Annotated in this window: 14 protein-coding genes and 1 pseudogene; 8 read left to right on the forward strand and 7 right to left on the reverse strand. The window is 63.6% G+C overall.

Features of this window, described 5'->3' with window-relative positions; genetic code table 11:
* Window positions 1-58 precede the first annotated feature (58 nt).
* A complete protein-coding gene (locus J5I97_RS18485; protein WP_208588079.1) occupies window positions 59-310 on the forward strand; it encodes a GlsB/YeaQ/YmgE family stress response membrane protein in 252 nt (83 codons plus the stop codon).
* 54 nt (window positions 311-364) lie between these two features.
* Here J5I97_RS18485 and J5I97_RS18490 read toward each other — a convergent pair whose 3' ends face one another.
* From J5I97_RS18490 to J5I97_RS18515, 6 genes and pseudogenes are all read right to left on the reverse strand, one after another.
* Window positions 365-802 (reverse strand): GFA family protein, encoded by a 438-nt coding sequence (locus J5I97_RS18490; protein WP_208588080.1) that lies wholly within the window; start codon window positions 800-802, stop codon window positions 365-367.
* The gene (gene xth, locus J5I97_RS18495; protein ID WP_208588081.1) at window positions 799-1,584 is read right to left on the reverse strand and encodes an exodeoxyribonuclease III; all 786 of its coding nucleotides are present in this window, start codon (window positions 1,582-1,584) and stop codon (window positions 799-801) included. Before xth ends, J5I97_RS18490 begins: the two co-directional genes overlap by 4 nt.
* 52 nt (window positions 1,585-1,636) lie before the next feature.
* Window positions 1,637-1,930, reverse strand: a complete 294-nt coding sequence (locus J5I97_RS20205) for a hypothetical protein (RefSeq protein ID WP_238135583.1) — start codon at window positions 1,928-1,930, stop codon at window positions 1,637-1,639.
* A gap of 19 nt (window positions 1,931-1,949) precedes the next feature.
* Window positions 1,950-3,677, reverse strand: coding sequence for a cation acetate symporter (locus J5I97_RS18505; RefSeq protein WP_208588083.1), 1,728 nt, complete (start codon window positions 3,675-3,677; stop codon window positions 1,950-1,952).
* Window positions 3,674-3,991, reverse strand: coding sequence for a DUF485 domain-containing protein (locus J5I97_RS18510; protein WP_208588084.1), 318 nt, complete (start codon window positions 3,989-3,991; stop codon window positions 3,674-3,676). Before J5I97_RS18510 ends, J5I97_RS18505 begins: the two co-directional genes overlap by 4 nt.
* An 85-nt stretch (window positions 3,992-4,076) precedes the next feature.
* Window positions 4,077-4,400 (reverse strand): annotated as a pseudogene (locus tag J5I97_RS18515) (DcaP family trimeric outer membrane transporter); the annotation flags it as partial.
* A gap of 409 nt (window positions 4,401-4,809) precedes the next feature.
* Here J5I97_RS18515 and acs point away from each other — a divergent pair.
* From acs to J5I97_RS18550, 7 genes are all read left to right on the forward strand, one after another.
* Window positions 4,810-6,753 carry an acetate--CoA ligase gene (acs, locus tag J5I97_RS18520; protein WP_208588086.1) on the forward strand — a complete coding sequence of 648 codons (1,944 nt, stop codon included), beginning with the start codon at window positions 4,810-4,812 and terminating at the stop codon, window positions 6,751-6,753.
* 226 nt (window positions 6,754-6,979) lie between these two features.
* Window positions 6,980-7,648 (forward strand): response regulator transcription factor, encoded by a 669-nt coding sequence (locus tag J5I97_RS18525; protein WP_002809417.1) that lies wholly within the window; start codon window positions 6,980-6,982, stop codon window positions 7,646-7,648.
* 471 nt (window positions 7,649-8,119) lie between these two features.
* Window positions 8,120-9,127 (forward strand): aldo/keto reductase, encoded by a 1,008-nt coding sequence (locus tag J5I97_RS18530; RefSeq protein ID WP_345776686.1) that lies wholly within the window; start codon window positions 8,120-8,122, stop codon window positions 9,125-9,127.
* Window positions 9,124-9,996 (forward strand): amidohydrolase family protein, encoded by an 873-nt coding sequence (locus J5I97_RS18535; protein WP_208588088.1) that lies wholly within the window; start codon window positions 9,124-9,126, stop codon window positions 9,994-9,996. The genes J5I97_RS18530 and J5I97_RS18535 overlap by 4 nt, the downstream gene beginning before the upstream one ends.
* The gene (locus tag J5I97_RS18540) at window positions 9,993-10,763 is read left to right on the forward strand and encodes an SDR family oxidoreductase (RefSeq protein ID WP_208588090.1); all 771 of its coding nucleotides are present in this window, start codon (window positions 9,993-9,995) and stop codon (window positions 10,761-10,763) included. The genes J5I97_RS18535 and J5I97_RS18540 overlap by 4 nt, the downstream gene beginning before the upstream one ends.
* A 166-nt stretch (window positions 10,764-10,929) precedes the next feature.
* Window positions 10,930-11,787, forward strand: coding sequence for a fumarylacetoacetate hydrolase family protein (locus J5I97_RS18545; protein WP_208588092.1), 858 nt, complete (start codon window positions 10,930-10,932; stop codon window positions 11,785-11,787).
* Window positions 11,788-11,853: 66 nt separating this feature from the next.
* Entirely contained in the window at window positions 11,854-13,173 is a 1,320-nt protein-coding gene (locus J5I97_RS18550) for an L-fuconate dehydratase (RefSeq protein ID WP_208588094.1), read from the forward strand.
* 278 nt (window positions 13,174-13,451) lie between these two features.
* On the opposite strand, the gene J5I97_RS18555 is transcribed toward J5I97_RS18550, so the two are convergent.
* Window positions 13,452-13,823, reverse strand: a complete 372-nt coding sequence (locus J5I97_RS18555; protein ID WP_208591822.1) for an L-fucose mutarotase — start codon at window positions 13,821-13,823, stop codon at window positions 13,452-13,454.

The following is a 13,823-nucleotide window of genomic DNA, read 5'->3' on the forward strand; positions in this document are numbered from 1 at the left end:
TGCGTCCAATGGCGCCGATGCACTACTTCCGGTGCATTCGAACAAGGAGATCGGCAACATGGGCATCATCATCTGGTTGATCGTCGGCGGCATCGTGGGTTGGCTGGCCAGCATCATCATGCGTCGCGATGCACAGCAGGGCATCATCCTCAATGTGGTGGTCGGTATTGTCGGCGCCATGATCGCCGGGTTTTTGTCCGGTAACAGCATCAATCAAGGCGTCACGTTGATGACGTTCGTGTGGTCGTTAATCGGCGCGGTGATCCTGCTGGCGATCGTCAATCTGTTGACCCGTGGCCGCGCGCGTTAATCAAAAGCGCACGTTGATTTACCCAACGCCCGGGCTTGCCTGGGCGTTTTCGTTTCAGCCATCGACCGGGATGCGATCAGCCGGGTGATGGACACCATCTTCCACAGGCGCCGTGATGTTCAAAGCATACGGATTGACGCCTTCCAGACAAACAACGTTGTAGCCGTATTCGTTGGGAGTAGAGCGGCGACGGTGATACGTATAGATACCGCATACGCCGCAGAAATAATGCGCAGCCGCATGCGTGTTGAACTGATACAGCCGCAGCACGTCTTCGCCTTGCAACAGATGCAGACCGTCCAGCGTGACCGAGGCGACAATGGCGCCGCGACGGCGACACATCGAGCAATCGCAGCGACGTGGATCGAGCAGACCGTGCGGCAAGTCGAGTTCGATCCGCACCGCGCCGCAGTGGCAACTCAGCCGATGCACCGGCCCAAGCGTGACCTCGCCCACCTTATGGGTACTCCGCCGCAACGTGCGCTCGCTCATCCGCCGGCCTCCGCTGCCGCAAGCTGCACCCATGCCGGTGCGTGATCGCTGGGGCGCTCCCAGGTGCGTGGCTCGCGATCGATGCCCGATTCCACTACGCGTGCGCGCAAGGCGTCCGACACCAGGGTCAGATCGATACGCAGACCGAGATTGCGGCGGAACCCGGCCTGGCGGTAATCCCACCAGCTGAACTGCTCGGCCTCGTCGTGGTGCAAACGAAACGCATCATGCAGGCCCAGCGCGAGCAACTTCTGCAGCGCGGCGCGCTCGGCAGTGGATGTAAGGATGTGGTGCTCGTCCCACACCGCCGCATCGTGCACATCGCGCACATCCGGGGCGATGTTGAAGTCACCCAGCACGACCAGTTGCGGGTATGTTTGCAGTTCCTGCGCCAGCCAATCGTGCACCGCGGCGAGCCAGCGCAGCTTGTAGGCGTATTTGTCCGTGCCCACGTTCTGGCCGTTGACCACGTATAGGTTGACGATGCGCACGCCATCGACAGTGGCAGCGATGACCCGCTGCTGCACGTCATCGAAACCGGGGATACCCATCTGCACGTCCAGCGCCGGCAAGCGCGACAGGATCGCCACGCCGTTGTAGGTCTTCTGCCCGCAAAACACGCTGCGATAGCCCAACGCCGCAAGCGCCGCATCTGGAAATTTGTGGTCTTCCAGCTTGGTTTCCTGAATGCCGACCACGTCGGGTGCGAACGTGCCTAGCCACTGTTGCAGGTGCGGTAGGCGCACGTTGAGCGAGTTGACGTTCCAGGAGGCAATCTTCATGGCGCGGACCGTGGTTCAAACCGCCAATGGTACCCCGCCGTTCGCTTGGCCCTTAGGGCTGCGGTGCGAGGCGCACGCCGAGCTGGTTGGCAACCGGGCGTCGCGTCCAGGGAGCCGGTGTGGGTCGGGCGGTTGAGGGCACGTATGCGGCCGTCCACACACGCGGCCCGGGTTCTGGAGCCGCCGCCATCCAGGTGATGACGGCCAAATCGATGCGGCCGCCTTCGATCGACAGTCCTTCGGCGGTGACGCCCTGGCCTGCGGCCGGCACGGTGGCGAAGCGGCCTGGAATCTGATGTTGTCCAAAACGCACAACGCCGGCACTGGTCCGGGGTTGTGCGATCACAACAAGATGAGTCGGTGCGTCAGTGACCCGACGGACCGGTGGCCCCTAAGCCGGTTTCGGCACGGATCTGCTGCGCCTTGAATGCGGCACGTTCGTTGGCCGCCTGCGGGCTGCGATCCAGGATCGAGAATAGCCAGATACCGACAAAGCCAATGGTGACCGAGAACAGCGCCGGCGAGGTGTATGGGAACGGCGCCGAGCCGGCTGCATTCCCCAGCGTGTCTACCCACACCGACGGCGACAGCACGGTGAGCAGCAGCGAGGAGACCAGGCCCAGGAAGCCGCCGATCACCGCACCGCGGGTGGTGCAGTTCTTCCACAACAGGGACAGGATCAGCACCGGGAAGTTGGCCGAGGCGGCGATGGCGAACGCCAGCGACACCATGAAGGCCACGTTCTGCTTCTCGAACACGATACCCAGCAGCACCGCGATCACGCCCAACACCAGGGTGGTGAGACGCGAGACCTTGAGCTCCGAACCGGGTGCCGGATTGCCCTTCTTGATCACCGTGGCATACAGGTCATGCGACACCGCCGAGGCACCGGACAGGGTCAGGCCTGCGACCACTGCCAGGATGGTGGCGAAGGCCACTGCGGAGATGAAGCCCATGAACACGTTGCCGCCCACTGCGTTGCCGACCAGCACCGCCGCCATGTTGGCAGCACCCTTGCCGCCGTGGATGGTGCCGGTGGCGACATCGGCGTACTGCGGGTTGGTCAGCACCAGCGCGATCGCACCGAAGCCGATGATGAAGATCAGGATGTAGAAGTAGCCGATCCAGGTAGTGGCCCACAACACCGACTTACGCGCCTGCTTGGCATCGGGAACGGTGAAGAAGCGCATCAGGATGTGCGGCAGGCCGGCGGTGCCGAACATCAGCGCCATACCGAACGAGATCGCCGAGATCGGGTCTTTGACGAAGCCGCCCGGCCCCATGATCGACAGGCCCGCTTTTGCTGCGTCCTGCGGCGATGCACCACCGTTGGCCGCAATCGCGGTCTTCACCCGCACGCCCTCGGCAAACAACGCCTCGAAGCTGAAGTTGAAGTGCCACATGATCGCCACAGCCATGAAAGTCACGCCGGTCAACAGCAGCACTGCCTTGATGATCTGCACCCAGGTGGTTGCGGTCATGCCGCCGAACAGCACGTAGACCATCATCAACAGGCCGACCAGCGTCACTGCGATCCAGTAATCCAGACCGAACAGCAGCTTGATCAACGCACCGGCGCCGACCAGCTGTGCGATCAAATAGAACAGCACCACCACCAGCGTGCCGGACGCGGCAAAGCTGCGGATCGCCGTCGGTGCGAAACGATAACCGGCCACGTCGGCGAAGGTGTACTTGCCGAGGTTGCGCAACCGTTCGGCCATCAGGAAGGTCAGGATCGGCCAACCCACCAGAAAACCGATCGCATAGATCAGGCCGTCGTAGCCGTTGGTCATCACCGCTGCGGTAATGCCCAGGAACGAGGCCGCCGACATGTAGTCGCCGGCGATCGCCAGGCCGTTCTGGAAACCGGTGATGCCGCCGCCGGCGGTGTAGAAGTCCGAAACCGAGCGGGTGTTCTTGGCCGCCCATTTGGTGATCCACAAGGTGCCCAGCACGAAGAAGCCGAACATGCCGATCGCCACCCAATTGGTGGGCTGCTTGTCGACCTGACCAATGTCACCGCCGGCTGCCAGCGCGATGCCGACCGGCAGCAGCCCGGCCAGAATCAGGAGAAGACGCGAATACTTGCTCATTTGCCGGCTTCCTCCAGAATCTGCGCGGTCAGCTGGTCGTAGGTATTGTTGGCGCGACGCACGTAAATGGCGGTGATGACGATGGTGAACACCATTACCCCGATGGCGATCGGGATACCGATCGATGTCACCCCATCGCCGATTGGTGTGGCAAGAAACGCCTTGTCGAAGGCGATCAGGCCGATGTAGCCGAAATAGGCCAGCAACATCAGCACGGTGAGTGTCCAGCCCAGCGCATTACGCTGGCGCTTGAGCGCGTGGTACTTCGGATTGGCATCGATCTTGGCGATCAATGCGTCATTCGAGACGGTCATGGTCTATCTCCTGATAGAGCGCTGATAAAACGACGGTGGCGATGCCTGCCCAACCGGAATGGAACGCGACGCCAGTGGCAGAAAACTAGAAGCTGTACTTGGTAGTGAATTGCAGGCGCGAGATATCGCCGCTGCCGCCATTTTCGGCTTCGCGACGCCCATACATCAGCTCTGCACCCACATCCACCTTGGGCAGCGGCGAATAGAAGATGTTGGTGCACAGGCTCTGTTGAGACGCGCTCGCCAACGCGCCGGTGTTGGACAACGCGTGGTCGTAATTCAGCCGCGAATACATGATCGTGCTGCGCAGCCTGGCGTTGTAATCGTGGCGCCAGGCCACCCAGCCGGCCACGGTGGTGATGGTGGTGATGGTGGTGATGTTGCCGTCCACATCGAGTTCCACATCCGATGCTGCTGCGCAGACACCAGCAAGTGGACCTGACGCTCAAGCTCGGCAATGCGTGCTCCCAGCGCCTTTTCCCTGGGCGTTTGCGCCAACCCCACGCCCGGCAGGATGGTGGCCGCACATAAGGCAGCCGCCGACCAATGGCGCACCATCGGTGCAGTACGGTGTTTCATGAAACCCTCTCCCCAATGAAGGCCTCGCGCTCGATGGCGATGCAGTACCGAGCGTGAGGCAGTCCGCGCTTCGGCGCCTATTCGCCTTTGGTCGTATGTGCGCAACCCCGCTGCATTGGTTACGACCATGGTCTAAGAGGCCGTTGACTGCCGGGACAGAATGGATGCGGCACACTGATCGTCTAACGAGGACAGCAACAACGCCCTCTCCCGACAAGTTCATCGCAAGTGAGGGTGCCATGGCTGATGTTTATCCCGTCGATCCCGCGTTCGCCGCCGATGCGCGCGTCACGCGCGAGCAGTACGCAACGCTGTACCGCGAGTCGATCCAACACCCCGAGCAGTTCTGGGGCAAGGCCGCGCAGCGGCTGGAATGGTTCAAGCAGCCCACCCACGTGAAGGATGTCAGCTTCGCGCTGGACGACTTCCATATCCGCTGGTTCGACGATGGCGAACTCAATGCCAGTGTCAATTGCCTGGATCGCCAGCTGGCCACCCGCGGCGACAAGACCGCGTTGTTGTTCGAACCCGACAGCCCGGATGCCGCGTCGTACCCGGTCACCTATCGCCAGTTGTACGAGCGCGTCTGCAAGCTCGGCAATGCGCTGCGCAACCTTGGCGTCAAGAAAGGCGACCGGGTCACTATCTATCTGCCGATGATCGTCGATGCGGCCGTGGCCATGCTCGCCTGCGCACGCATCGGTGCAGTGCACTCGGTGGTATTCGGTGGCTTTGCCGCCAATTCGATTGCCGATCGCGTGATCGATTGCCAGAGCAAGCTGATCATCACCGCCGACGAAGGTCTGCGTGGAGGCAAGAAGATTCCGCTCAAGGCCAACGTCGATGCGGCACTGAAAAATCCCGCCACCAACACGGTGGAAACAGTGCTGGTGGTGCGTCACACCGGTGGTGCGGTGGACATGCAGGCGCCGCGCGATCGCTGGTTCCATAATGTGGTCGACGGCCAGCCGGCCGAGTGCGAACCCGAGCGCATGAACGCGGAAGACCCGTTGTTCATCCTCTACACCTCCGGTTCCACCGGCAAGCCCAAGGGCGTGCTGCACACCACTGCCGGCTATCTGTTGTTTGCTAGCTACACGCATGAAGTGGTGTTCGACCTGCGCGAGGACGACATCTATTGGTGCACCGCCGATGTGGGCTGGGTCACCGGCCACAGCTACATCGTCTACGGCCCGCTCGCCAACGGCGCCACCGCGGTGATGTTCGAAGGCGTGCCGAACTACCCGAATGTGTCGCGCTTCTGGGAGGTGATCGACAAGCACCAGGTCAGCTTGTTCTACACCGCGCCCACTGCGATCCGTGCGCTGATGCGCGATGGCCAAGCGCCGGTCAAGAAAACCTCGCGCAAGAGTCTGCGCCTGCTCGGCAGCGTCGGCGAGCCGATCAATCCGGAAGCCTGGCGCTGGTATTACGAAGTGGTCGGCGACAGCCGTTGCCCGATCGTGGACACCTGGTGGCAGACCGAAACCGGCGGCATCCTGATCTCGCCGCTGGCTGGCGCAGTCGATCTCAAACCCGGCTCGGCAACGCTACCGTTCTTCGGCGTGCAACCGGCCCTGGTCGATGCCGAGGGCAAGATTCTGGAAGGCGCCACCGAAGGCAATCTGGTGCTGCTGGATTCGTGGCCGGGCCAGATGCGTAGCGTCTACGGCGACCATCAGCGTTTCATCGACACCTACTTTCGCACCTATCCGGGCAGCTACTTCACCGGCGACGGCTGCCGCCGCGATGCCGATGGCTATTACTGGATCACCGGCCGCGTGGACGATGTGATCAACGTGTCCGGCCACCGCATCGGTACCGCCGAAGTGGAAAGCGCACTGGTCTCCCACCCGAAGGTCGCCGAAGCGGCAGTGGTCGGCTTCCCGCATGACGTCAAGGGCCAGGGTATCTACGCCTACGTAACCCTGATCGCTGGCCAGACCCCAAGCGAGGAACTGCACAAGGAATTGGTGAGCTGGGTGCGCAAGGAGATCGGCCCGATCGCCTCGCCCGATCGCCTGCAGTGGGCTCCGGGCCTACCCAAGACCCGCTCGGGCAAGATCATGCGCCGCATTCTGCGCAAGATCGCCGAGAACGCCCCGGATCAACTGGGCGACACCTCGACCCTGGCCGATCCTTCGGTGGTGGACTCGCTGGTGAGAGAACGACTGACGCGCTGAAGAGCCGGGTTTGGGGAGTTGGCATTGGCAAAAGCAGGTTTCCAATCGTTTGATCATGCCGCTCTTTCATCTGCATTGTCGGCTGGCAACTTTGAGGCCGATGACATTTTTGTCCCTGCTTTGGCGAACCTCAACGCGCGAATCTCCAAGTCCCGTGCCTTTGCAAATGCCGGCTCCCAAATCCCATGTTCGTGCAAATTCTCAATCCCAAATCCCGGCCCCCCAAATGCCCACCCTGCTGATCGCCGACGACCATCCCTTGTTCCGTGAAGCTTTGCGTGGGGCGGTGCAGCGCGTGATGCCGGGGGTGCAGCTGTTCGAGGCCGACACGGTGGATGCGTTGTACACCTTGGCCGATGCGCAACCGGATGCCGATCTATTATTGATGGATCTCAATATGCCGGGCGCGCAGGGATTCAGCGCGTTGGTGCACATGCGTTCGTTGCATCCGCAGTTGCCGGTGGTGGTGGTGTCGGCGCGCGAAGAGCCTACGGTGATGCGGCGTGCGATCGACCATGGCGCATTCGGGTTCATTCCCAAATCCGCCGATTCGGACACTATTGGCCGCGCCTTGGCCACGGTGCTCGATGGCGAGCGCTGGATCCCGGCCGAGGCGCAGAACCTGCCGCCCACCGACAGCGAAGAACGCGAAGTGGGCCAGCGCCTGCGCGATCTCACACCGCAACAATTCCGCGTGTTGCAGATGCTCGGCGCCGGGCGTCTCAACAAGCAGATCGCCTACGATCTGGGTGTGTCCGAAGCCACCATCAAGGCGCATGTCACTGCGATCCTGCGCAAGCTCGGCGTCACCAACCGCACCCAGGCGGTGCTGATGGCCGGCAAGCTCGCCATCGATGCCGACGGCATCGTACTGCCGCCGCCCGAAGAAGACTGAAAGCGACAAACGCACGACTGCGCTCACCACCAGGCGGGGTGCGGCCCATACTCGGATCGGCCCAGATCATCAGGATCGACCAGCTGCGGTCATCCGGATTGGCCGGGATACAGATGCAGTAGCGATCGCCTTGCTTGCACAGATCCAGCGCACAGATCGTGCTCAACTGCTTGCGCAACGCAGGGCCGATCGGCGTCCGGTCGAGCAGGTCGGGGGAAGGCCGCAGCACGACGTCCGGGTATCTCAAACGCTGCTGGCGAACCATGTAGCCAGTAGCGATCGGCCGCTCATGTCGCCGCCCAGGTACCCGCCCATGCTGCACTGCAGCGTGATATGTTCACTTATGATTGCCATATTCATATGCGAACAGCCGGGCACCTGCCGGCTGGTGGACGTCGCGATGCCCTGCTCCTGCTTTCCCAATTCCGCACACGTAAGCCACACGACCGTAACCCCGGCGGAGCGCTGTGCGTGAACATTGCGCGGCAGCGTCTGGGCACCACCAACGTGCAACTCCCGGCCTTGGGCTTTGGCGCAGCGCCGATCGGCAATCTGTATACGGAAGTCGACGAGGGCCAGGCGCTGGACGCCGTAGCTGGCGCGTTCGAGGCCGGCATCGGCCATTTCGATACCGCGCCTTACTACGGCTATGGGCTCAGCGAGACGCGCCTGGGCCGTGGTCTGGCCGGTGTGCCGCGCGAGTCCTACACGTTGTCGACCAAGGTCGGCCGCTGCCTCTACGACGATGTGCAGGCAGCCCCGGGGCACGACGGCTTTGCGGTGGCGGGCCGCCGCGCCGCGTTCGACTACAGCGCCGACGGCGTGCGGCGCGCGTTCGCCGCCAGCCTGAAGCGTCTGGGTACCGACTATATCGATGTGCTGCTGTTGCACGACATCGGTGCGCTCACCCACGGCGACAACCACGCCCAAGTGCTGCGCCAGGCCTTGGAGGAGGCTTTGCCGGCAATGGCGGAGCTGAAGGCGGCCGGTGCCTGCGGGGCGATCGGGCTGGGCATCAACGAGCAGGACGTGGCGCTGGAGGTGCTGCCGCGGTTTCCGCTCGACTGCGTGATGCTGGCCGGCCGCTACACGCTGCTGGAACAGCACGGTGCGGGCGCGCTGCTCGACCAGGCCCAGCAACGTAACGTGGCGATCCTGTCGGCAGGCCCTTACAGTTCGGGCCTGCTCAGCGATGCACGCGGCCCTGGCGCGACCTACAACTACGCGCCGGTCGACGGGGCCACCTTGCAGTACGCGCAGCGTCTGTACGCAGCCTGCGCGGCGTTCGATGTGGATATCGGTGCGGCGGCGTTGCAGTTCCCGCTCGCGCATCCGGCAGTGACCACGGTGGTGGCCGGCATGCGTACCGTGGCCGAGGTGCAATCGGCCGCCACGCGCCTGCACGCACCGATTCCACCCGAACTGTGGCAGCGCCTGCGCGATGACGGCCTGCTCGGTGCGGACCTGCCCACGCCATGAGCCGCGTCGACGCGCACCTGCATTTCTGGCAGCTGGCCCGGGGCGATTACGGCTGGCTGACGCCCGAGCTGGCGCCGCTGTATCGCGACTTCGGGCCCGATGACATCGGCGATGCATTGGACGCGGCCGATGTCGATAGCGTCGTAGTGGTGCAAGCCGCCGCGACCGAGGCCGAGACCTGTTACCTGTTCGAGCTGGCACGCGCCGATGCGCGCATTGCCGGGGTGGTTGGTTGGGTGGATTTCGCCGCGCCCGATGCCCCCGCGCGCATCGGTGCGCTGGTGCAGGCCGGCGGTGGTTCGCTCAAAGGTCTGCGCCCGATGGTGCAGGATATCGCCGATGTGCAATGGCTGGCCCAGCCCGAATTGGACCCCGCATTCGACGCACTGCTCGCGCACGATCTGGCCTTCGACGCCTTGATCCGCAGCGTGCATGTGCCTGCATTGCAAATGCGTTTGAAGCGTCATCCGGGCTTGCGGGTGGTTGTCGATCACTGCGGCAAACCGCAGATCGCCGCGGGCGAATTCGTCGCCTGGGCGGCCGGTATGGCGGCGCTGGCGCAGCATCCCAACGTCCATTGCAAGCTGTCGGGCCTGCTCACCGAAGCAGCGCGCGGCGCCGGCGTGGAGGCGCTGGAGCCGTATGTCGCGCATCTGTTTGCGCGCTTGGGCCCGCAGCGTGTGCTGTGGGGCAGCGACTGGCCGGTGCTGACCCAACGCGCCGATTACGCGCAGTGGCTCGACATCGCACAGCACCTGGTCGCCAAACACGCCGACGGCCATGCCAAAGCGGTGTTCGGCGACAACGCACGTACGTTCTATCGTCTGCCACGACCGGCGGCCCCTACCCACGGAACCTCTTCGGTATGACTGTCTCGATCTCTACCACTCCCAACGACCGCTTGCGCGGCAAGCGCTGCCTGATCACCGCCGCCGGCGCCGGCATCGGCCGCGAAAGCGCGCTGGCCTGCGCACGCGCCGGTGCGCAGGTGATCGCCACTGATATCGACGCCGCTGCATTGCAGGCGCTGGCCGCCGAATCGGATGCGATCGCCACGCAGCTGCTCGACGTTACCGACGCCTCCGCGATTGCCACGCTCATCGCTGCGCACGACCCGTTCGATGTGTTGTTCAACTGCGCCGGCTTCGTGCACCAAGGCAGCATTCTCGACTGCGACGAACCGGCGTGGCGCCGCTCGTTCTCGATCAACGTCGATGCGATGTACTACACCTGCAAGGCGGTGCTGCCGGGCATGCTCGAACGCGGACACGGCAGCATCATCAACATGTCCTCGGTCGCCTCCAGCATCAAGGGCGTGCCGAACCGCTTCGTCTATGGCGTCACCAAGGCCGCAGTGATCGGCTTGAGCAAGGCCATCGCCGCCGATTACGTGGCCCAGGGCGTGCGCTGCAACGCGATCTGTCCGGGCACCATCAAGACACCGTCGCTGGGTCAGCGGGTCCAGGCGCTGGGTGGCGACGAACAAGCGGTGTGGAAGAACTTCACCGACCGCCAGCCGATGGGCCGCCTGGGCGAGGCGCGCGAAATCGCGCAGCTGGTGGTGTACCTGGCTTCGGACGAGTCATCGTTCACCACTGGTCAGACCCACATCATCGATGGCGGCTGGTCCAACTGAGAGCGACAGAAAAACGATGACGCTCACCGCAAGATGGGCGTGGCCGGTGCGGTGCGGCATGGACCGCTCTTACGCTTCGATTCTGCGTGCGCCGTCCACACCCACCTGATGCACGCGCGCTACGTTTGCCAGCCGCTCCAATTCCTCACCTGCAAAGGAAAACCCCATGAAACTCGTACGCGTTGGCGCCCACGGCCAGGAACGTCCCGGCGTGATCGATAGCGAAGGCCGCATCCGCGATTTGAGCGGCGTGATCGACGATGTGGCCGGCCAGCACATCACCAACACCGGCCTGGACAAACTGCGCGCACTGGATGTCTACACGCTGCCGCTGATCGAAGGCGATGTGCGTTATGGCGCTGCGATCGGGCAGATCGGCAAGTTCATTTGCGTCGGTTTGAATTACGCCGACCACGCCGCCGAATCGGGCATGGAAGTGCCCAAGATGCCGATCCTTTTCATGAAGGCCACCACTGCGGTGACCGGACCCAACGACACCGTGATCATCCCGCGCGGCTCGGTCAAGAGCGATTGGGAAGTGGAACTGGGTGTGGTGATCGGCGATATCGCGCGCGATGTCTCGGTGGACGACGCGTTGGCGCATGTGGCCGGCTACGCAGTGATCAACGATTTGTCCGAGCGCCAATTCCAGCTCGAACACGGCGGCCAGTGGGTCAAGGGCAAGAGCGCCGATACCTTCGGCCCGATCGGCCCGTGGCTGGTCACCCGCGATGAGGTGCCGGATCCGCAGCGCCTGTCGATGTGGCTGGAGGTCAACGGCCACCGCTATCAGAACGGCAACACCCGCACGATGGTGTTCGGCGTGGCCGAACTGGTCAGCCACATCAGCCGCTACATGACGCTGATGCCGGGCGACGTGATCAGCACCGGTACCCCGCCGGGCGTCGGCCTGGGCCAGAAGCCGCCGGTCTACCTCAAGCCGGGCGATGTGATGGAACTGGAGATCGAAGGCCTGGGTCGTCAGCGCCAGCCAGTGGTGGCGCATCCGCGCGATGTGACCTGAAGCGCGCTCCCCGCAGGAGAGGTGCTTTCAATCCCTCCTTTATCGTTTCTATCGCCCAGGACTTTCATGAGCACCATCATCGCCCTCGAGACCCACGACGTCCGCTTCCCCACCTCGCGCGAGCTCGATGGGTCGGATGCGATGAATCCGGACCCGGATTACTCCGCCGCCTATGTCGTGCTGCGCACCGATGCGCCGGATGACCTGGCCGGTTACGGCCTGGTGTTCACCATCGGCCGCGGCAACGATGTGCAGACCGCCGCAGTAGCGGCACTGGCCGAACACGTGGTCGGCCTGCGCGTGGAAGACGTCATCGCCGATCTGGGTGCCTTCGCGCGCCGCCTTACCAACGACTCGCAACTACGCTGGCTCGGCCCGGAAAAGGGCGTGATGCACATGGCCATCGGCGCGGCGATCAACGCCGCCTGGGATCTGGCCGCACGCGCTGCGAAAAAACCGCTGTGGCGCTACATCGCCGAACTCAGCCCGGAACAGCTGGTCGACACCATCGACTTGCGCTACCTCACCGACGCGCTCACCCGCGACCAAGCGCTGACCATCCTGCGCGATGCACAACCGCAGCGTGCGCAACGCATCGCCACGCTGATCGAACGGGGCTACCCCGCCTATACCACTTCTCCCGGCTGGCTCGGCTATTCCGACGAGAAACTGGTGCGTCTGGCCAAGGAAGCGGTGGCCGACGGCTTCCGCACCATCAAGCTCAAGGTCGGCGCCAACGTGCAGGACGACATCCGCCGCTGCCGCCTGGCGCGCGCAGCGATCGGCCCGGACATCGCGATGGCGGTGGATGCCAATCAGCGCTGGGACGTGGGCCCGGCGATCGACTGGATGCGTCGGCTGGCCGAATTCGACATCGCCTGGATCGAAGAACCCACCAGCCCGGACGATGTCCTCGGCCACGCCGCCATCCGCCAGGGCATCGCCCCGGTGCCGGTGTCCACCGGCGAGCACACCCAGAATCGCGTGGTGTTCAAGCAGCTGCTGCAAGCAGGTGCGGTGGACCTGATCCAGATCGACGCCGCACGCGTCGGCGGCGTCAACGAAAACCTCGCCATCCTGCTGCTTGCCGCCAAGTTCAATGTCCGCGTGTTCCCGCACGCTGGCGGTGTCGGCCTGTGCGAACTGGTACAGCACTTGGCCATGGCCGACTTCGTCGCCATCACTGGCAGGATGGAAGACCGCGCCATCGAATTCGTCGACCACTTGCACCACCATTTCCTCGACCCCGTCCGCATCCAGCACGGTCGCTACATGGCCCCGCAAGCAGCCGGCTTCTCCGCCGAAATGCACCCTGCCTCCATTGCAGAATTCAGCTACCCGGACGGCCATTTCTGGGTCGAAGATCTGGCAGCGTCGAAGGTGTAATCGAACGCATCGCACAGCCTTGAAGCGCAGAATTTGGAGAGGCGGCTCCAGCGTCGATGGGCTTTGTTGACGCATTGCCACTGAAGCCGCCTCCGCACGCAGCGCCCACGATCCAGATCGCTGGCCGATGACGCATCGTACAAACAGCCGTGCAGCCACCATGCCGCGTTATCCAGCTTGGGTCGCCATCAGATAATGACCCGTCTGCGCCTACCAACCAAACGACGTCTCAACAGCCAATCCCGTGCTACGCATAGCCACCCGGCCTGCCGACCCATCTAGTCGGCAGCGCCATCCTGCACCGCCACCGCCTCACTCAACGCAAAAATCCGCTCAGCCTCCCGCCACTTCTCCCCCGGCGCACTCCCAGGCAACGGCTTCTGAAACCGCCACATCAAGTCTTCCCACGCCTGAATCCGCGGATCACTCGCGTCCCGCGCTGCCTTGGCGGCAGGATCGTAACCGGCGCCAACCTCCATCAACATCACCAACCGATCGCCGCTGCGAAAGATCTCCAACGCCAAGATCCCCGCCTTGCGCAACGATGCCACCACCTCCGGCCACACCTCGGTGGGTTGATGCCAACGCTCGTACTCGGCGATCAACTGCGGATCGTCGTGCAGATCCAACACATAACACAGACGCCGCAT

The sequence above is a fragment of the Xanthomonas fragariae genome (assembly GCF_017603965.1).
Classification (GTDB): Bacteria; Pseudomonadota; Gammaproteobacteria; order Xanthomonadales; family Xanthomonadaceae; genus Xanthomonas; species Xanthomonas fragariae_A.